We start from the raw sequence: 20514 nt of genomic DNA, 5'->3' as shown, positions 1-20514 counted from the left end.
GCTTGCCGCCATGTACGAACGTACAGCCCTTTTCAGATGGTGCCCCCCTCTGGCAACTCGATGAACGGTGGCAAAAACCCGGTGTTGGACGGTGACTATTTGCTGCTGGAGTTGATCACGCCCAGTCGTGCAGGCTCGATCACGGGCAACGTGGTGGCCATCGAGCGGCAAGACGACAGCGGCGACAACCAATACCTGCTGCGGGTGGTCACCAAGGGCCGCGATGGCCAATACATTCTGAAAGCCAACAACCCGGACTACGAAGACCTGACGGCCACCGACGACATGCGCACGCTCGCTCGCCTGCGCAACATCATCGATCCACTGGATCTGGCGCTCGGTGAGTCTTTCATGCGCGAAGACATTCCGGCGCTGTTTGACGAGGCCTACAACCCCGGCAATTGGAATGTCGGCCATGTGGTGCTGGCCCAAAAGAAGGCGCACATCCTGCTGGTCACGCTCAACAAACAAGGCCGGGCTGACGAGCACAAGTACATGGACCACTGGATCGATGACACGCACTTTCACTGGCAAAGCCAGAACGCCACCGACCCGACCAGCAAACGCGGCGACGAAATCATCCGCCACGCCGCTTTAGGCATCGACATCCACCTCTTTGTGCGCGACACCAAGCTGGCCGTCGGCAAGGCCGCACCCTTCACGTACCACGGCCGGGTGCGCTACCAGTCGCACCAGGGCAGCAGGGCAGCAGGGCAGCAGGGCAATTAGCATTGTGTTTGGGCTGCAAAGCGGGGCGGATTGACGGGTGCATCGCTGGCCCTGCATGTGGGTGTCGTCTACAGCGTCCGAAGGTTTCCTTTGGCCTTCATAGCGCGGCATTGCCCGAGTTCCACGCCCCTTACACAAAGGTCGCGGCAGAAACGCCAAACCGTTCGCTGAGCGCGCGCACTTGGCGAATGTTGAGTTCGCGCTTGCCCGTCAGGATTTCGGACACCACGCCTTGACTGCCGATCTCGTAGAGGTCGCTTTGCTTCAGTCCGTGTTGTTCCATCAAGAATTTCAGAGCTTGCACACCCGCGACTTCGGGCAGAGGTTGATGCTTGGCTTCATAGTCCTCGATCAAATCGCCCACGATGTCGACCAAGCCCATCGCGGGATGCTTTTCTTCGCCTTGGGTTTCATCCAGCAGGGCTTGGAGCATCTCGGTCATGCGCGCGTAGTGCGCTTCATCCCGGATGGGGGTGATGTCAGTTGCGGCACGGAACTGCTCCCAAATGAGGAGCAGGTGCTTCACGTTGATGGCTGCATTCATGACGTTGATCGTAAAGGCTTGGCAACCCCGCCCAAAACGGCCAGCCCCTTGGTGGCATGCCGTGCCGCTGAAAACCATGAGGAGGCCTTCATGTTCTTGGCGAGTACACGTCACCCCTGTCATGTCGCCAAAACAGGGTTTTGACGACATGAGATTCAGGATCGATCAAATATTGATATTCCACTCACGCCGCGCCAGTTAAATCACACGCTGCCGTAATGGCCGCCCTACGGGCCTACCAATATTTCGCGTGGTGATCAAAGTGATCGCCCAAGAACGTGGCGATGAAGTAATAGCTGTGGTCATAGCCCGGCTGCATGCGCAGGGTCAGCGGGTGGCCCGCTGCCTCGCAGGCGGCTTGCAGCCGTTCGGGGCACAGTTGCGCCAAAAACTCGTCGGCGTCGCCTTGGTCCACCAACAGGTGCAGCTTTTCCTGGCCCGCAGTGGCCACCAGTTCTGTGGCATCCCATGCACGCCAAGCCTGGGGGTCTGCGCCCAGGTAGGCGCCCAAGGCCTTTTGGCCCCATGGGACTTGCGATGGCGCCACGATGGGTGCAAACGCCGACACGCTGCGGTAGCGGCCCGGGTGGCGCAGCGCCGTGACCAATGCGCCATGCCCGCCCATGGAGTGGCCAAAGATGCCGCGTGAATCGCTGGCGGCAAAGTGTTGCTCGATCCAGTTGGGCAACTCGTTGGCCACATAGTCTTGCATGCGGTAGTGCGTGGCCCAAGGGGCTTGGGTGGCGTTGACGTAAAAGCCCGCGCCTTGGCCCAGGTCGTAGGCATCGTCGTTGGCCACGGCTTCGCCGCGTGGGCTGGTGTCGGGCGCGACCACGATCACGCCATGTCGCGCCGCGTGTGCCTGTGCACCGGCTTTGGTGATGAAGTTTTGTTCTGTGCAGGTCAGGCCCGATAGCCAGTACAGCACCGGGCACTTCTCGCCGCGCAGCGCTGCCTCGGGCAGGTACACGGCCACGCGCATCTCACAACCCAGCGTGCTGGACGCATGTGCCCAGACTTCTTGCATGCCGCCAAAGCTGACGTGTTGTTCGATGCGTTTCATTCGCCGCCTTCAAAGTGCACCACCGAGCGGATGGACTCGCCTTGGTGCATCAAGTCAAACGCGTGGTTGATGCCGCTCAGCCCCATGGTGTGGGTGACAAACGGGGCCAGCGCGATGCGTCCGGCCATGGCGTCGTCCACCATGCCGGGTACTTCACTGCGGCCTTTGACACCGCCAAAGGCGGTGCCCATCCAGCGGCGGCCTGTGACCAATTGGAACGGACGGGTGGAGATTTCCTGGCCCGCACCGGCCACGCCGATGATGACCGACTGGCCCCAGCCGCGGTGCGCGCACTCCAGCGCGGCGCGCATGACCTGGGTGTTGCCGATGCATTCAAAGCTGTGGTCCACGCCCCAGCCGGTCATGTCGACGATGACTTGCTGAATGGGCTTGTCGTGGTCTTTGGGGTTGACGCAGTCGGTCGCGCCAAAGGTGCGTGCCAGATCGAACTTGCTCGGGTTGGTGTCGATGGCGATGATGCGCCCGGCTTTGGCCAGCTTGGCGCCTTGCACCACGGCCAGGCCAATGCCGCCCAGGCCGAACACGGCCACCGTGTCACCTTCTTGCACCTTGGCCGTGTTTTTGACCGCGCCCAGCCCGGTGGTCACGCCGCAGCCCAGCAGGCACACTTGCTCGGGGTTGGCGTCGGGCCGGATTTTGGCCAGCGAGACCTCGGCCACGACGGTGTATTCGCTGAAGGTGGAGCAGCCCATGTAGTGGTACAGGGGCTGACCTTGGTAAGAAAAGCGCGTGGTGCCGTCGGGCATGACGCCTTTGCCCTGCGTGGCACGCACGGCCACGCACAGGTTGGTTTTGCCCGACTTGCAAAACAAGCACTCACCGCACTCGGCGGTGTAGAGCGGAATGACGTGGTCGCCAGGCTGGACGCTGGTGACGCCCTCGCCCACCTCGACCACAATGCCCGCGCCCTCGTGGCCCAGCACAACCGGAAACAGCCCTTCGGGGTCTTCGCCCGAGAGCGTGAAGGCGTCGGTGTGGCAGATGCCGGTGTGCGTGATCTTGACCAGCACCTCGCCCTTGCGCGGGGGCGAGACGTCGATCTCGACGATTTGCAAAGGCTGACCTGCTGCAAAGGCGACGGCTGCACGGGATTTCATGAAGGCTCCTGGGGGGTGTGAATTGACAGTATTGTGATCGTTCGATTTCCTCGCCCTTGCCCAGCCTTACAAGCTCGCTCAATCGTCAAAACCGGCACAAGCACCCAACGCTTATGCAAATAGAAAGTATTTTTAACAAAATTTTTGATTTATATTTACATTGTTGACGCTTTACCGGATTACTTTCTGGGGGTGACACTTCCAACAGAAACCCAATTGTTTGCTGCCCGGCTGCGCCAGTCCCTGGAGGACAGTGGTGTGCGCACCTCGCCGACCGTGGTGGCCAATGAATTCAACCTTCGGTATTGGGGGCGCAGCATCACGCCCCACACCGCGCGCAATTGGTTGCTGGGCAAAGCGATCCCAACCCAGGACAAGCTGCGCGTGCTGGCCGAGTGGTTGCAGGTCAGCCCGGACGAGTTGCGCTTTGGCCCCAACACGTCCACCCACGAAGTCAGTGAGCGCTCAGTGTCTGATAACACCTTGAACATGGTGGACAAGGAGTTGCTGGCCCGCTACATGGCTTTGCCCATGGCGGACAAAAAGACCGTGCGCGATGTGGTCACGGCGCTGACTTTGGCGCGTCAAGTCAAACCCTGAGCCCCCCCGAATCGGCATGTGAGTGGTTACCTGCATCCCGGGCCCCCGCGCCAGCGCAGGCCTTGCAGCAGGTGGCAAGCCGGGTCACACACGGCACAATCAGGCCATGCCAGACATTGCCCACTCGCCTGCCGCCAAGACGCTCAGCGCCCCCCAAAAGGCGCTGATCAAGCTGGGGCTCAAGCGCGACATCGATTTGGCGCTGCACCTGCCGCTGCGCTACGAGGACGAGACCCGCATCGTCAAGCTGCGCGATGTGCGCGAGGGCGATACCGCACAAATAGAGGCCACCGTGACGGCCTGCGAGATCACGCAGCGCCCGCGCCGCCAGCTGCTCGTGACGGTGGACGACGGCTCGGACACCTGCGTGATGCGGTTTTTCAGCTTCTACCCCTCGCACCAAAAGGCGCTGGCGGTGGGCAACCGCATACGCGCGCGGGGCGAGGTCAAGGGCGGCTTCATGGGGCTGACCATGATGCACCCCACTTTCAAGGCAGCGGGCGGCAACCTGGCGGAGGCCCTGACCCCGGTGTATTCCACCGTGGCCGGGCTGGCCCAAGCCTATTTGCGCCGCGCCGTGATCACCGGGCTGAACCATGCCGACCTGAGCGAGACCTTGCCCCCGGGTGTGCCCTGGCCGGACCCGCGTGGGGCCTGGTCGCTGCGCGATGCGCTGCAGTTTTTGCACCACCCCACGCCCGATGTGTCGCTGGCCGCTTTGGAAGACCGCAGCCACCCGGCCTGGGTGCGCCTCAAATGCGAGGAGTTGCTGGCGCAGCAGCTGTCGCAACTGACGGCCAAGCGCGAGCGCGATTTGCTGCGCGCCCCGGCGCTCAAGCTCAAGGGCCAGGGTTTGCCCGGCCAGTTGCTGGCCGCCCTGCCCTTTGGCCTGACGAATGCCCAGCAGCGGGTGGGGCGCGAAATTGCACAAGACCTTGCCCGCAACGTGCCCATGCACCGCCTGCTGCAAGGCGATGTGGGCGCGGGCAAGACGGTGGTGGCGGCGCTGGCGGCCATGGTGGCGATTGACGCGGGCTGGCAATGCGCGCTGATGGCGCCGACCGAGATTTTGGCCACCCAGCACTTTGCAAAATTGGTGGGCTGGCTGGAGCCGCTGGGCGTGAAAGTGGCCTGGCTGATTGGCAGCCAGAAGAAGAAAGAACGCGCCGTCATGCTGGCGCTGATCGAATCGGGCGAGGCCGCGCTGGTGGTGGGCACACACGCGGTGATTCAGGAGCACGTCAAGTTCAAAAACCTGGCGCTGGCCGTGATCGACGAGCAGCACCGCTTTGGTGTGGCCCAACGCCTGGCCCTGCGCGGCAAGATGCAAGCCCCCGGCATGGAGCCGCACATGCTGATGATGACGGCCACGCCCATTCCGCGCACGCTGGCCATGAGCTATTACGCGGACCTGGATGTGTCGGTGATTGACGAGCTGCCGCCCGGGCGCACGCCCATCGTGACCCGGGTGGTGTCGGACCACCGCCGCCACGAGGTGGTCGAGCGCATTGGGGCGCAGATTCAGCAGGGGCGGCAGGTGTATTGGGTGTGCCCGCTCATTGAAGAAAGCGAAGCGCTGGACCTGACCAACGCCACCCAAACCCATGCCGACCTGAGCGAAGCGCTGCCGGGCGTGATGGTGGGCCTGCTGCACTCGCGCATGCCCGTGGCCGAGAAAAAGGCGGTGATGGAGCTCTTCACCGCAGGCGTGATGGGTGTGCTGGTCAGCACCACGGTGATCGAGGTGGGGGTGGACGTGCCCAATGCGTCGCTCATGGTGATCGAGCATGCCGAGCGCTTTGGCCTGAGTCAGCTGCACCAGCTGCGCGGCCGGGTGGGGCGCGGAGCCGCGGCGTCGGCCTGTGTGCTGCTGTACGGTACGCCCGAGGGCGGACGCCTGAGCGAAACCGCCCGCGAGCGCCTGCGCGCCATGGTGGAGACGAACGACGGTTTCGAGATTGCCCGGCGCGATTTGGAGATTCGCGGGCCGGGCGAGTTTTTGGGGGCGCGCCAATCGGGCGCGCCTTTGCTGCGTTTTGCCGATCTGGAGACCGACAGCCATTTGCTGGACTGGGCGCGAGCCCTGGCGCCACCCATGCTGGACCAGCACCCGCAGCTGGCCGAGCGGCACATTGGCCGCTGGTTGGGCGGAAAATCCGAATACCTCAAAGCTTGATGTTCAAATAGCCCACATGACCCTGACCGAACTCAAATACATCGTGGCCGTGGCCCGCGAAAAGCACTTTGGCAAAGCGGCCGAGGCCTGCTTTGTGTCGCAACCCACGCTGTCGCTGGCCATCAAAAAGCTGGAAGAAGAGCTGGAGGTCAAGCTGTTTGAGCGCAGCGCCAGCGAGGTCTCGGTCACCACGCTGGGCGAGGAGATCGTGCGCCAGGCGCAAAGCGTGCTGGAGCAAGCCGCCGAGATCAAGGAAATTGCCAAGCGCGGCAAAGACCCGCTGGCCGGCACCATGCGGCTGGGCGTGATCTACACCATCGGGCCGTACTTGCTGCCCGATCTGGTGCGCCAGATCATCACCGACCTGCCGCAGATGCCGCTGATGCTGCAAGAAAACTTCACCGTGCGCCTGCTGGAGATGCTGCGCACGGGCGAGATCGACTGCGCCATCCTGGCCGAGCCTTTTCCAGAGTCGGGCCTGGCGGTGGCGCCTTTGTACGACGAGACCTTCATGGCCGCCCTGCCGCTGAACCACCCGCTGGCCAAAGAGGCGTTCATCACGCCCGAGCAATTAAAGAACGAAACCATGCTGCTGCTGGGCACGGGCCATTGCTTTCGCGACCATGTGCTGGAGGTGTGTCCGGAGTTTGCCCGCTACGCCAGCCAAACCGACGGCATCCGCAAGACCTTTGAGGGCTCGTCACTCGAGACCATCAAGCACATGGTGGCCGCAGGCATGGGCGTGACGCTGGTGCCGCGCATGTCGGTGCCCGAACTCAAGCCTGTGATCAAGCGCTCGGGCGGGCGGCACGATGCGCCCGTGCGCTACCTGCCCATCGTGGACCCGGCCGGCGGCAAGCCCCCGACCCGCCGCGTGGTGCTGGCCTGGCGGCGCAGCTACACGCGCTACGAGGCAATTGCCGCCATGCGCAACGCCATTTATGCCTGCCCGCTGCCGGGCGTGACGCGCTTGTCCTGACCGGCCGACCAGGCCGTGCCCATGGATGCGGCCATGACCAGCGCAATGGCCAGGCCTTGCGCAGGCGTCAGGTGTTCGGCCAGCACCAGCCACCCGGCCAAGGCGCCCACGGCGGGCTCCAGGCTGAGCAGGATGCTGAAGGTGTTTTTGGGCAAGTGGTTGAGCGAGAACATCTCGAGCGCGTAGGGGATCGCGCTGGACAACAAAGCCACTGCCAGCCCGGCCAGCAGCCATTGCGGATTGAGCAAGGCGCTGCCCGCATGCCACACGCCAATGGGGGCCACCACCAAGGCGGCAGCGAGCATGCCCATGGGCGTGGCCATGGCACCGTAGCGCAGGGCCACGCGCTGGCCAAACACAATGTACAGCGCCCAGCAAATGCCCGCCGTGAAGGCGAAGAACATGCCCATCGGGTCGAGCGCCGTGGCTGCATCGCCCCCGGGCAGGGGCAGCAGCAAGGCCAAGCCCACGATGGCCAGCGTGACCCACAGCCAGTCGCTGGCTTTTTTGGAGGTCCAGACGGCCACGGCCAGCGGCCCGGTGAACTCGATGGCGATCGCCACGCCGAAGGGGATGGTCTTGATCGAGCTGTAAAACAGCAGGTTCATCACACCCAGCGTGATGCCGTACAGGCCCAGCGGCAGCGCATCGGCCCACACCCACTTTCTGCGCCAGGGCCTGAACACGGCCATGAGCATGAGCATGGCAAACACGATGCGGTAAGCGGTGGTGCCCTCGGCCCCCAAGGCCGGGAACAAACTCTTGGCAAACGAGGTGCCGAATGCCAGGGACAACAAACTGCCCATCAAGGCCAGCATGGCCCACAAACGAAGATTCAAACAAGGCCTCTTTATTCAGCGTTCAACACAATAGGCTGGCCGTGCGGGGTGCGCTCGGCAGCGTCGGCCCAGGCGTGTTCCAGGTCGTGGATTTCATCGGGTGTGCCCAGGTGGCGCTCGATGACGAGCTGCTCCAGCGCGTTGAGCCAGTGGGTGTAGTAGAGGCTGCCGTCATCGGCTTCGCCCCGTGTTTGGCCAGCGCGGATTTCGCGGGTCAGGGCATCGGCCCACTGCGGCCACGAAAAGACGCCTTTTTCGTGCAGCTGCAAGGTCATGGCGAAGGCGTGGGCCTGCCAGGGTTCTTCAAACACCGCCCCGTTGTTGGCCGTGGGGGGCATGGGAAAGCCGTCGCCACAGGCTTGGGCCAGATCGTTCAGGGTGGTGGTCATTCAGGTGCTGCCTCTGATGCAGGTTCTAAATAAGACTCCCAAGCGTCCACGCTCACTTGGTGCCCGGCTTCGGCTTGCGGGCCCCACAGTTCGGTGCCGTCAAACACCACGGTGTAGAGGTGTTCGGCCGTGCCGTCAAAAGGCGGCAGCATCTGGTTCACATGTTTGTCGGGCAAAACGTGGCTGCCGTGGTGCAGCACCACGGTGCCCACATGGCCACGCACATAACGGGGCAGCCGGGTGTGGCCTTGCGGGTTCAGATTCAGGGCGCGCACGCGTTGGCCCACGGCAAAGCGTGGCGCTTGGGTGCTGGGGCGGTCGGCCGGGCTGCCTTTGGCCAAGGCTGCGTCCACCTGGGCTGCTTGGAGCACGCGAACACCGGCCACCGGGGGCGTGAGGGGCTGGCCTTGGGCCAGCTCTTCGGCGGTGATCAGGCCGCGCTCGATCAGCATGTTTTGCAGGGCCTTGGTCCAGATGGCGTAGTAAGGGCCTTGCACATAGTCCAGCGGGGGCAAAGATTCGCGGGCCGAGCGGGCCAGGTCGATGTTCCACAGGCCGCTGGCACCCATGGCCACCGTCACGCCCAAGGCGCGGCGCTCCCACTCGCCATGAAACAGCGGCTCGTTGGCTTCGATGAGAACCGGGCCGTAGCCTTGCAGGCCACCCATGTCGTGCACGCCGTTCATGGGGCCTCCTTGGCAATGTCTTGGGGGTTCAGGGCCAAACCGGTGCCAATCATGGCGTCGCGGGTGACCAAGGTGGCCAGTTGCTCCTGGCTCCAGCCCTCGGTGCCTGCGGGGCGCTCGGGCAGCACCAGGTAGCGCACTTCGGCGGTGGAGTCCCAGACCCGGATGTTTTGGCCCGGCGGCAGGGTGACGCCGAAATCGGCCAGCACGGCACGCGGCTCGATCACGGCGCGCGAGCGGTAAGCCGCGCTTTTGTACCAAACCGGGGGCAGGCCCAGCACGGGCCAGGGGTAGCAGCTGCACAGGGTGCAGACCACCATGTTGTGCGTGTCGGGGGTGTTGGGCACGGCCACCATGTGCTCGCCCTGGCGGCCTGTGTAGTCCATCGAGGCGATGGCGGCAGTGGCGTCGTTGAGCAGCCAGTCTCTGAAAGTGGGGTCGGCCCAAGCGCGGGCCACCACTTTGGCGCCGTTGTGCGGGCCCACATGCACTTCATAGGTTTCGATGATCCGGTCCACGGCGGCGGGGTCGAGGTAGCCTTTTTGTGTCAGCAGGGTTTCCAGGGCGCGCACGCGCAGGTCCATCTCGCCCAGGGTGCTGTGCGCGTGGTCATGGGCATGGTCATGATTGTGGGGAGGGGCATGAGGGTGGTCAGCTGACATGGCGGTCTCCTGTCGGGGTGTCTGGGGTGGCCCTGCATGCCCCACTTGGGGGCCAATTTGAGGGTCTGACCCCGTGTGGCCGGGGCTTTTGGGGACGATCATAGCGCCGCATACAATGGCGGCTTCGCCCGCAGGACGCCCAAGCGTCATCCGCACAACCCGAATTTGACCTTCAGTGGAGTTTCCATGTTCATTTCTTCTGCTTTTGCCCAAACCGCCCCTGCTGCTGCCGCTGGTGGCGACATGCAATCCACCCTGATGAGCATGCTGCCGCTGCTGCTGATGTTTGTGGTGCTGTATTTCGTGATGATCCGCCCCCAGATGAAAAAGCAAAAAGAGCACCGCGCCATGATCGACGCCCTGGCCAAGGGCGACGAAGTCGTGACCGCTGGCGGCTTTGTGGGCAAAGTGAGCAAGCTGGGTGACGCCTACGTGGGCGTCGAGCTGGCCACGGGCGTGGAAGTGCAAATGCAGCGCAGCGCTGTGATTCAAGTCTTGCCCAAAGGCACGATGAAGTAATTCTTCCGGGCTTTGTCCTTGGGGCCTTGGCTTGAGAGGCCCCTTTTTAATATCCTGTTCGCGAGTCTTTATGAACCGTTATCCGGTCTGGAAGTACGTGATCCTCGTGATCACATTGTTGCTGGGGGTGATCTACACCCTCCCCAATTTCTTTGGTGAGGCCCCGGCCGTACAAGTGTCTTCAGCCAAGGCCACCATCAAGGTAGACACCTCCACCCTGCAAAAGGTTGAAGACGCGCTCAAGTCAGCAGGCGCCACACCCCAAAGCGTGGTGCTCGAAGGCACGTCGATCCGTGCCCGGTTTGAGAACACCGACCAGCAGCTCAAGGCCAAGGACGCGATTCAGAAAGCCTTGATTCCGGACGCGGCCGACCCCCAATTCGTGGTCGCGCTGAACCTGGTCTCGCGCTCCCCCGACTGGCTGACCGCCTTGCATGCCTCGCCCATGTACCTGGGTCTGGATTTGCGCGGTGGTGTTCACTTCATGCTGCAGGTCGACATGCAGGCCGCGCTGACCCAGCGGATCGAATCGCTGACCGGGGACTTGCGCAGCATGATGCGCGAGAAAGACCTTCGCCACGGCGGCATTGCCCGCAATGGCCAAAGCATCGAAATCCGCTTGCGTGACGCGCAGCAACAAGAAGCTGCCAAGCGCCTGATCACGGACCAGTTTGCCGATCTGCAATCGCGTGAAGTGACCGATGGCGCTGAGTTGCGCCTGGTGGTGAGCATCAAGCCTGAAGCCGCACGCAAGGTGCAAGAGCAGGCCTTGAAGCAAAACATCACCACACTGCACAACCGGATCAACGAGCTGGGCGTGGCCGAGCCGGTGATCCAGCAGCAGGGTCTGGACCGCATCGTGGTGCAACTGCCCGGCGTGCAGGACACGGCCAAAGCCAAGGACATTCTGGGCCGCACCGCCACGCTGGAAGTGCGCATGGTGGACGAAAGCACCGAGGCGCGTGCCGCCGAGCAAGCAGGCGGCATTGTCCCGTTTGGTGCTGAGCGTTACTTGGAGCGCGACGGCCGCCCCTTGATCGTCAAGAAGCAAGTGGTGCTCACGGGCGACAACCTGACCGACGCCCAGCCCGGCTTTGACGGCCAGACGCAGGAACCCGTGGTCAACCTGACGCTGGACGCCAAGGGCGCCCGCATTTTCAAGGACGTGACGCGCGACAACGTGGGCAAGCGCATGGCCATCATCTTGTTCGAAAAGGGCAAGGGCGAAGTGGTGACGGCCCCTGTGATCCGCGCCGAAATCGGTGGCGGCCGTGTGCAGATTTCCGGCCGCATGACCACGGCCGAAGCCAACGACACCGCGCTGCTGCTGCGTGCGGGCTCGCTGGCCGCGCCCATGGAGATCATCGAAGAGCGCACCATCGGCCCAAGCCTGGGCGCTGAGAACATCGCCAAGGGCTTCAACAGCGTGACCTGGGGTTTCCTGGTGATCGTGGCCTTCATGGTCATTTATTACGCCATGTTCGGGCTGTTCTCCGGCATCGCGTTGGGTGTGAACCTGCTGTTCTTGGTGGCCATCTTGTCGATGCTGCAGGCCACCTTGACCTTGCCCGGCATGGCCGCGATGGCGCTGGCGTTGGGCATGGCGATCGACTCGAACGTGCTGATCAACGAGCGCGTGCGTGAAGAGCTGCGCAATGGCGCAAGCCCCCAGGCGGCCATCCACGCCGGTTACGACCGCGCTTGGGCCACGATTTTTGACTCCAACATCACCACCCTGATTGCCGGTGTGGCCTTGCTGGCCTTTGGCTCTGGTCCGGTGCGTGGTTTTGCGGTGGTGCACTGCATCGGCATTTTGACGAGCATGTTCTCGGCGGTGTTCTTCTCGCGTGGCTTGGTCAACCTGTGGTACGGCGGCAAGAAAAAACTCAAATCGGTGTCGATCGGCACGGTGTGGCGGCCTGAAGGCGGCACTGCGGTGAAAGCCGACTAAGGGGAAAAGACCATGGAATTGTTCAAAATCAGAAAAGACATCCCGTTCATGCGCCACGCGCTGGTGCTCAACGCGGTGTCCTTTGTCACTTTCGCTCTGGCGGTCTTCTTCCTGTTCAGCCGTGGCCTGCACCTGTCGGTGGAGTTCACCGGCGGCACCTTGATGGAGGTGAGCTACAGCCAGCCTGCAGACCTGCAAAAGGTGCGCGGCACGGTGGCCACGCTCGGCTTTTCCGAGGTGCAGGTGCAAAACTTCGGTACGGCACGTGACGTCATGATCCGCTTGCCCGCGCAAAAAGGCGTGAGCTCGGCCCAGCAAAGCGAAAAAGTTTTGATGGCCCTCAAAGCCAATGACCCCGATGTCACGCTGCGCCGCACCGAGTTTGTGGGCCCGCAGGTGGGTGACGAGCTGGCCGAAGACGGCCTCAAGGCGCTGGGCTTTGTGGTGATTGGCATCATGATTTACCTGGCCATTCGCTTCGAGTGGAAGTTCGCCGTCTCGGCCATCATCGCCAACTTGCACGACGTGATCATCATCCTGGGCTTTTTTGCCTTCTTCCAGTGGGAATTCTCATTGGCGGTGCTGGCGGCGGTGCTGGCGGTGCTGGGTTACTCGGTCAACGAATCGGTGGTGATTTTTGACCGTATCCGCGAGAACTTCCGCCGTTACCGCAAGATGAACACGGTCGAAGTGATTGACAACGCGATCACCTCCACCATCAGCCGCACCATCATCACGCATGGCTCAACCCAGATCATGGTGTTGTCGATGCTGTTGTTCGGTGGCGAAACCCTGCACTACTTCGCCATGGCGCTGACGATTGGCATTTGCTTTGGCATTTACTCGTCGGTCTTCGTGGCCGCCGCCATTGCCATGTGGCTGGGCTTGCAGCGCGAAGACTTGATCAAGCCGATCAAGAAAGACAACGATCCGAACGACGAAAACTCGGGCGCGGTGGTCTAAGAACACGCCAGTCAACACATTCACCGCCTCACGGGCGGTGCAGTCTCAAGGGCCCCAACCTATGGTTGGTGGCCCTTTTTTGTTGTGTGACGGCGGGCATGACGGAGTCTGGCCGCCTGCGGCGGCAGGCTTGGCGCTGCGCATTTGATTCCACATTCATAGATTTGTAATTTAATGTATTTTTAACTAAAAAATCATCAAAACAATGGCCGAGTACCCCAATTGGGTAATGTCAAAAGCCATTGGCAAACGGAAAATTTGGCAAATAAACCAGCTGAATCAATAGAAAACATATTCCTTGTTTCGCTTGAGCTGATTCACCGCCTGTTTTCTGCCATGAACGCTCTTTGCTACAAAACCGTCTTTTCCAAACGCCTGGGTGCCTTGGTGGCCGTGGGCGAACACGCCACGAGCCAGTCCAAAGGCCAGGGTGCGGGTGCTGCCTCTGGCGCTGGGTCACTGGGCTCGGGTCTGCGTTTTCTCGGCGTGATTTCTCTGGGCTTTGCAGCGGTCAGCCTGGCCTGGTCGCAAACCCTGCCCCAAGGCGGACGGGTCTCGCAAGGCCAGGTCACCATCAGCCAGTCGGGCCAGCAGATGGCCATCACCCAAAGCACCAGCAAGGCAGTGGTCAACTGGGACAGCTTTGACATCGGTGCCAACGCCAAGGTCAACATTGCCCAGCCCAGCAGCCAGTCGGTGCTGCTCAACCGCGTGCTGTCTGACAACCCGACCCAGATCCTGGGCCAGCTGCAGGCCAATGGCCAGGTGGTCCTGGTCAACCCCAAGGGCATTGTGGTGGGCAGCGACGGCAGCGTGAGCGCCAGCGCCTTCACCGCCTCCACCCTCAACATCTCGGACGCCGACTTCATGGCGGGCAATGGCCGCTACACGCGCGAGGGCAGCACGGGCGAGGTGGTCAACAAAGGCCGCATCAACGTGGCCCCGGGCGGCTATGTGGCCTTGCTGGGCGCACGCGTGAGCAACGAGGGCCAGATCATCGCGCCTCAGGGCAGCGTGGCGCTGGGCGCGGCAGAGACGGTGACCGTGCCGATTGGGCGCACGGGCAAGATCAAGCTGGAGCTGACGCCTGCGAGCATCAACGCCTCGGTGGCCAACCAAAAAGGCGGCGTGATCGTGGCCGAGGGCGGGCAGGTCTACATGCAGGCCGCAGCGCTGGGCCAGGCGGTGGCCAGCGTTTTGCACTCGGGCCACATCGACACCAGCGGCGCGCAAGCGGGCGCGGTGCATCTGCTGGCCGATGGCGGGCAGATCAAGGTGGACGGCAGCATCACGGCCAACAGCACCAACGGCACAGCCGGTGGTGACATTTACATTGGCCGTGACGAAGAAACCGGCGTGCTGGCCCGTACCACCGACGTCAGCGGAGCCAGGCTGGAGAGCCAACGCGGCTTTGTGGAGACATCGGGTGACCACCTGACCACCACCGGCACACGCGTCAAGGCGGCTGAGTGGTTGCTGGACCCAACCAATATCCAAATCGTGGTCAGCATCACAGGCACACCAGCCGAAGTGATCAACGGTGACCCCACAGTGATCGAAGACACCAGTGGGTCAACGACCAGCCAAGTATTAGCGAGCACCATTCAAACCGCCATCAACGCAGGCACCAGCGTCACCCTAAGGACCACTGCAAACTCTGGCACCGCAGGCGCGGGTGAGGGCAATATTGCGGTGAACTCAGCCTTGGCGTTCAGCAACAACAGCGGTTCTGATGCCACACTTAAGTTGATTGCCGACAACGGCATTTTTGTTGACAACGCCATCACGGCCACGGGAACAAGTCTTGTCAACATTGACATGTTGTCTAAGGGCATTCCGGGTGGCAATGCCAACGCATTCACGGCAACTCTCAGCAAAGGCATTCAAGTCAGCAGAGCCATCGAAACCAACGGCACGCTCAAACTCGATGGCACCAACAACAACACCGATGGAAGCTCGCGAGGCATCACATTCAACGCATCCGCAAAAATCAAAGCTGCGTCTTTTGAAATTCAAGGTGCAGCCAACGGATCGGCCTCAGGATCTCATGGTGTGCAAATCAACGGTGGTGCGTCTTTCACGACCACGGGTACAAGCAACAGCTTCATCAACGGAACCTCCAAAGCCACTATCACAGGCGTCACCGCAGGCACCAACATCAACGGCACCAATGTTGTATTTGAGGCACTGAATGGTGGGGCCTTGGTAGTCAAGGGTTCGAACTCCCAAACTGGACTGGGTTTGCGTTTCAGCGCATCCGGTGACAACACCACAGTGCTCACCAGAGGCGATGTGACGCTGGGGGCAATGGAAGCTTTTTCCTCATTTTCCATGCGTGCGGGAACTATCACCGCCGACACTGGTGACTTGAAAATTCGTGGCCAAAGTACCACTGCGGGTGTCTCCATTATCGGTAACAGCACTCTCAAAACGCTGGCCATCGACGCTAATATCGATATCGTGGGCCTGGCAACAACCACGGCATCAAATCAATTTGGTAAAGGCGTGGACATTGGCCGTTTTCCTGAAGCCCCCAAACTCGAAGCCAAGGGCAACATCACCATCGAGGGCACTGTGACAGGCCCAGGCACAGGCTCAGGCGTGTTGTTCTCAAAAAGCGGTTGGGGCTCGCAAGCCGTCAGCGTGAAAGCAGACAGCGACATCACGATTCGTGGCAACAACCGTGCCTCAGTCAACAACACCGCCAACGCCTTGTACATCAACGCAGGTTTGCAAGCAGTGGCCAAGGGCAACATCACCTTGCAGGGGGAAACAAACAACTCCGCAGCCACAGCTATCCTATTTCTGTCGGAGCGCGGGACTAACACGGACGCAGGGCTCATCAACGAACCCATCACAGGTAACACGAGTTTGCAATCGGTGAACACGGGTGGCGTGGCGGGCAATATCTTGATCCAGGCAAATCAAGGCAGCATTGTCTTTAACAACAGTGCTATTGAGGTGGGGGCGACATCCACTAAGGTTCCAGTTCCTGCTGGCAGCACCGAAACCAAACTGGTGGGTCAAAACATCACCATCGACAACACCGGCGCAGGCATGGCCATTGGCGCAGGCAACGCAGTCACAGGCACCGGTGGCACCCAAGGCGCAGCGTTATCGAACGGCGGCAGCATCGATGCAACATCAGGCGCAATCACGGCAGGCTCTGGCAAGTCCAGAATTAATCACGGCATCAACTTCGCTGACAACCGCGATATCCAAGCCACCGGCAACCTGAACATCCTGGGCGCATCGACAGCGGGCGATGGTGTCCGATCGATTGCCAAGATGGAGGCTGGCGAGATCCTCACCATCACCGGCCAAACTGAAACAGCAGGCAATCGTGCTGTCGTCATCACCAGCAGTGGCGGTTTGAATGGCAGCCTGAAAGTGGCTGACAGCAAAACCATCCACATCCATGCCAACGCCTTGACCTTGGAGGGTGCTGCCACTGTGGTGGATGCAGGTGCCACCGGCACAGTGAACATCAAAACCCGCAACGGCAACGAAATCGTGGTGGGTGCCGCTGACACGCTGAGCGCCACACTGGCCAGTCAAAAGCTGGGGCTTGATCAAGCCGAACTCAACCGCATCAACTCAGGACAGTTGGTGTTGGGTGATACCGCCAGCGCTGGGCCCGTCACAGTGGCTGGTGCTGTGACGACCGCTGCAACAACGGGCGACATCCGCTTGCAAACGGGGGGCAACATCGCGGTCAATGCGGCATTGACCGTTGGCGATGCCGCAGCCACCAAAAACCTGAGTTTGAACGCCACAGGGGCCAGCAGCACCGTGACCCAAACAGCTGCCATCAAGGCCAATGGCCTGGAATTGCTGGGCAGCAACGCGAGCGTGGTGCTGGCCAACAGCGGCAACGATGTGCAAACCCTGGCGGGCAACGTCAAGAGCGTCGAATACTTCGACACCAACGCGCTGACACTGGGCACGGTGAACACCGCCGGTCTGTCGGCCACGGGCACCATCAAGGTCGAGTCCAACGCCGACCTGACCGTCTCCCAGGCAGTCAGCACCAACAACGCCACGGACAATGCGCTGGTTTTGAATGCAGGCAAGTCCACCAACGCCGGCACCGCCACAGGTGGCGACATCAGCTTCACGGGCAGCGGGGGCGTGAGCGTGGGCGGCAGCGGTCGCGCCACTTTGTTCACCGGCTCGGTGGCGGGCAGCACCGGCTTGGGCATCGTGGAAGGCCACAACCGCTTCAACAGTGATGAACGCTTTCCTGTGGGTTACACCACCGCACTGGGCAGTGGCATCTACGCCATCTACCGCGAAAATCGCAGCTTGTCCGTGAGCTTTAGCAATGCAGCCAAGACCTACGATGGAAATGCGTACACCGGTGGCAACGGCTTCACAGCGACAGGCCTGGTCGGCAATGACACCGTTGCATTGCTGGGCTCCGCTGTTTACAGCGGTAACGCCCAAGGTGCCGTCAATGCAGGCACCTACGACATCAGCGGAAGCAGCAGTGGCAGCGCTGTGGTCACGGCTTTGGGTTACAGCCTGTCGTACAACAACGGCGCACTGACGGTGAACAAGGCCAACTTGAGCGCCACGGGCACCAAGGTCTATGACGCTGCCACCACCTTCGCGGGCAGCAGCTTCACCAGCATTGCGGGTGTCAACGGTGAGACCTTCACCGCCACCGGCTCGGGCACGCTGGCCAACCCCAATGTTCAAAGTGCTCAAACCCTGCAAAGCCTGGGCACCTTGAGCCTGGTGGGGGTGAGCGGTGCCTTGGCCAGCAACTACAACTGGACCACGGCCAGCAGCTCGGTGAGCGTGACACCCCGCAGCCTGACCGTGACCGGTGCGAACAACACCGTCACCTACAACGGCGCTGCCCAAACCAACTCGGGCGCCACCATCGACGGCATTCAAGGCAATGACAGCTTCACCATCAGCGGCTACGGCACGGGCACCAACGCCAGCACCACGGCCTATGCCGACAACCTGCTGGTTGCGGGCACCGGCGGCACTTTGCTGAGCAACTACAGCATCGCCTACATCAACCGTGGCCTGACGATCGGCAAAGCCAACCTGACCCTCTCAGGCACCCGCGTCTACGACGCAGGCACCACCTTTTCAGGCCAGCACCTCATTGCCACTGGCGTTGCCGGGCAGACCTTTTCGGTCACGGGTTCAGGCGATGCCAGTAACCTGGCCAACAAAAACGTGCAGGCCAACCAGTCCCTGAGCAGCGTGACAGGTTTGGCACTGGGCACCAGTGCCAACAATGGTCTGGCCGACAACTACAACGCCATGTCCATCACGGGCTCCAGCGTGAACGTGACGCCCAAAGCCTTGACGGTGAGCGCCACGGCCGCAGACAAAGCCTATGACGCCACCTTGCTGGCCACTGTGAACAGCATCAACTCCGCTGACATCATCGGCAACGACACGGTCAACATCGCGCACTCGTCTGCCAATTTTGCCGACAAGAACGTGGCTCGCGATGCAAGCGGCAGCATCATTGGCCAATCTGTCACCGTCTCCGGTCTGAGCCTGAGAGGTGCCGATGCGGGCAATTACAGCATCGCCAGCGAAACAGTCACCTCCGCCAAGATCACGCCCAAGGCCCTGACCGTTGCGGTGAGCGTGGCGGACAAGGTGTACGACGGCGGCACTTCCGCCACAGTCAGCGCAAAAACCAGCAATAACATCTTCAGTGGCGATGCGGTCAGCATCGGGTTCGCAGCGGCCAACTTTGCTGACAAAAACGTAGCCCGTGATGCCAATGGCAACGTGATGGAAAAAACGGCTACCGTCTCGGGTCTGAGCCTGACCGGAGCCGATGCGGGGAACTACAGCCTCACAAGCACCACGGCCACAGACTTGGCCACCATCTCAGCCAAAGCCCTGACCGTCTCGGTCAGCGTGGGGGACAAGGTCTACGACGCTGGCACGGCTGCCACTGTCAGCGCCAAAACCAGTTCCGACATCTTGGGTGGCGACACCGTCAGCATCTTGCACACAGCGGCCAACTTTGCCGACAAGAACGTGGCCCGTGATCCGAGCGGCCAAGTGGTGAACCAAACGGCGACGGTCTCGGGCCTGAGCCTGAGCGGCACACACGCAGGCAATTACGTGTTGCAAAACACCAGCGCTGCGGGTTCAGCCAAGATCACGCCCAAAGCCCTGACAGCAAGTTTGATCGGCAACGTGAGCAAAGAATACGATGGGACAGTGGCTGCCCAAGTGGCACCGAATAACTTCAGCCTCACGGGCTGGGCCCATGCGGATGAAGGCGCCACGGTCTCGCGAACAACGGCCACCTATGCCAGTGCAACGGTGGCTGGCAACCAGGGCCAGGGCACTGTGAGCACCACGCTACAGGCCACTGACCTGACACCTTTGCAGAACACGCTTTTGTCCAACTACACCTTGCCCAACTCAGCCGCAGGCCAGGTTGGCACGATCACCCGCGCCCCGTTGACCATCAAGCTTGGTAACACCAGCATGTTTGTGACACAAGACCCCAACACGGCCGTGGACCCTGGCTTTGCTCTCGAGGGACAACTCAAAAATGGAGAAACAGCAGACGCCGTATTGGGCACATTGACGCGCAGTTACCAAGGTGCTGCCAATCCGGTCTCGGGCAGTTACAGTGCTGTTTATGGGTTGAGCGTGACCCCGACCCCGGACAACTATGCCGTGATCGTGCAAAAAGGCGATTTGACCGTGGTGCCTGCCGATCATCTGCTCATCCATGTGGGCGGCAAGGAGGTCACCTATGGCACGCTGACAGCCGCGCTTGCAGGCACTGCGGCCACACAGGTTCAGGCGCAATACTGCTTGGTGGCCAACGATTGCAATGGTGCCAACATCGCCAACCTGAGCATGAGCCAACAAAACAGCCGCTGGACGGCCACCGATGTCAGCAACTCATCGGTCAGCTTCAACACGGTGGTCAACACCACAGGCAAGGTCTCGGGTGGTGGTTACTTGAACGTGGGTTCATACAGTTTTGAACACAGCGACCTGCGCACCACGGGCACAGTCAATTTCAACGGCGTTGCCATCAATTCTGGCCTGCTCAAGGTCAGCCCAAAAGCATTGACACTCAGTGCCAATGCCGTCCAAAAAGAGTATGACGGCACAGCCAGCTTGTCGGGTGTGGTGCTCACACCCTCTGGGGCTTTGGAAGGTGACGCGATCGGGGTGAGCTACGGCGCAGGCAGCTTCACCGACAAAAACGCAGGTAATCAGGGCTTCACCCTGAGCGGCCTGGCCCTGCAAGGCGCTGACCAGGCCAACTACGTGCTGGGCAGTGCG

Annotated in this window: 15 protein-coding genes; 8 read left to right on the top strand and 7 right to left on the bottom strand. The window is 61.5% G+C overall.

Annotated elements, in window-relative coordinates:
- Positions 1-36: 36 nt before the first annotated feature.
- Complete coding sequence (locus QZ190_RS07215; protein ID WP_291915100.1) at positions 37-729, top strand: DUF3427 domain-containing protein; 693 nt, start codon at positions 37-39, stop codon at positions 727-729.
- Positions 730-859: 130 nt separating this feature from the next.
- Here the strand turns inward: QZ190_RS07215 and QZ190_RS07210 are convergent, their stop codons facing one another.
- The 3 genes from QZ190_RS07210 to QZ190_RS07200 form a co-directional block, all read right to left on the bottom strand.
- Positions 860-1273 carry a helix-turn-helix domain-containing protein gene (locus QZ190_RS07210; protein WP_291915099.1) on the bottom strand — a complete coding sequence of 138 codons (414 nt, stop codon included), beginning with the start codon at positions 1271-1273 and terminating at the stop codon, positions 860-862.
- Between the two features lie 235 nt (positions 1274-1508).
- Positions 1509-2336: an S-formylglutathione hydrolase gene (gene fghA / locus QZ190_RS07205; protein WP_291915098.1), complete on the bottom strand. Its 828-nt coding sequence runs from the start codon at positions 2334-2336 to the stop codon at positions 1509-1511.
- Positions 2333-3454: an S-(hydroxymethyl)glutathione dehydrogenase/class III alcohol dehydrogenase gene (locus QZ190_RS07200; RefSeq protein ID WP_291915097.1), complete on the bottom strand. Its 1122-nt coding sequence runs from the start codon at positions 3452-3454 to the stop codon at positions 2333-2335. Before QZ190_RS07200 ends, fghA begins: the two co-directional genes overlap by 4 nt.
- Positions 3455-3646: 192 nt before the next feature.
- On the opposite strand from QZ190_RS07200, the gene QZ190_RS07195 reads away from it, so the two are divergent.
- From QZ190_RS07195 to QZ190_RS07185, 3 genes are all read left to right on the top strand, one after another.
- Entirely contained in the window at positions 3647-4054 is a 408-nt protein-coding gene (locus QZ190_RS07195; protein ID WP_291915096.1) for a hypothetical protein, read from the top strand.
- A 106-nt stretch (positions 4055-4160) separates the two neighbouring features.
- Positions 4161-6230, top strand: coding sequence for an ATP-dependent DNA helicase RecG (gene recG, locus QZ190_RS07190; RefSeq protein WP_291915095.1), 2070 nt, complete (start codon positions 4161-4163; stop codon positions 6228-6230).
- Positions 6231-6246: 16 nt separating this feature from the next.
- Positions 6247-7209 carry a hydrogen peroxide-inducible genes activator gene (locus QZ190_RS07185; protein WP_291915094.1) on the top strand — a complete coding sequence of 321 codons (963 nt, stop codon included), beginning with the start codon at positions 6247-6249 and terminating at the stop codon, positions 7207-7209.
- On the opposite strand, the gene QZ190_RS07180 is transcribed toward QZ190_RS07185, so the two are convergent.
- From QZ190_RS07180 to nthA, 4 genes are read right to left on the bottom strand one after another with little or no spacing between them, the layout of a single operon-like run.
- Positions 7170-8027, bottom strand: coding sequence for a DMT family transporter (locus QZ190_RS07180; protein ID WP_291915108.1), 858 nt, complete (start codon positions 8025-8027; stop codon positions 7170-7172). The two genes, QZ190_RS07185 and QZ190_RS07180, sit on opposite strands and share 40 nt — an antisense overlap.
- 32 nt (positions 8028-8059) lie before the next feature.
- Positions 8060-8437, bottom strand: a complete 378-nt coding sequence (locus tag QZ190_RS07175) for a nitrile hydratase accessory protein (RefSeq protein ID WP_291915093.1) — start codon at positions 8435-8437, stop codon at positions 8060-8062.
- Entirely contained in the window at positions 8434-9123 is a 690-nt protein-coding gene (nthB, locus tag QZ190_RS07170; RefSeq protein ID WP_291915092.1) for a nitrile hydratase subunit beta, read from the bottom strand. The genes QZ190_RS07175 and nthB overlap by 4 nt, the downstream gene beginning before the upstream one ends.
- On the bottom strand, positions 9120-9785 hold the full coding sequence (nthA, locus tag QZ190_RS07165; RefSeq protein WP_291915091.1) for a nitrile hydratase subunit alpha: 666 nt from the start codon (positions 9783-9785) through the stop codon (positions 9120-9122). The genes nthB and nthA overlap by 4 nt, the downstream gene beginning before the upstream one ends.
- Before the next feature lie 186 nt (positions 9786-9971).
- Between nthA and yajC the strand changes: the two genes are divergently transcribed.
- The 4 genes from yajC to QZ190_RS07145 form a co-directional block, all read left to right on the top strand.
- Complete coding sequence (gene yajC / locus QZ190_RS07160) at positions 9972-10304, top strand: preprotein translocase subunit YajC (RefSeq protein WP_291915090.1); 333 nt, start codon at positions 9972-9974, stop codon at positions 10302-10304.
- A gap of 70 nt (positions 10305-10374) precedes the next feature.
- Positions 10375-12255: a protein translocase subunit SecD gene (secD, locus tag QZ190_RS07155; RefSeq protein WP_291915089.1), complete on the top strand. Its 1881-nt coding sequence runs from the start codon at positions 10375-10377 to the stop codon at positions 12253-12255.
- A 12-nt stretch (positions 12256-12267) separates the two neighbouring features.
- Complete coding sequence (secF, locus tag QZ190_RS07150; RefSeq protein WP_291915088.1) at positions 12268-13218, top strand: protein translocase subunit SecF; 951 nt, start codon at positions 12268-12270, stop codon at positions 13216-13218.
- Positions 13219-13554: 336 nt separating this feature from the next.
- A partial coding sequence (locus QZ190_RS07145; protein ID WP_291915087.1) for a YDG domain-containing protein occupies positions 13555-20514 on the top strand: 6960 nt, incomplete at its 3' end.

The organism is Limnohabitans sp. (genome assembly GCF_017848645.1).
In the GTDB taxonomy this organism is placed as follows: domain Bacteria; phylum Pseudomonadota; class Gammaproteobacteria; order Burkholderiales; family Burkholderiaceae_C; genus Limnohabitans_A.
Note: the sequence above shows the minus strand (reverse complement) of the source record. Positions and strands in the feature narration are given on the sequence as shown.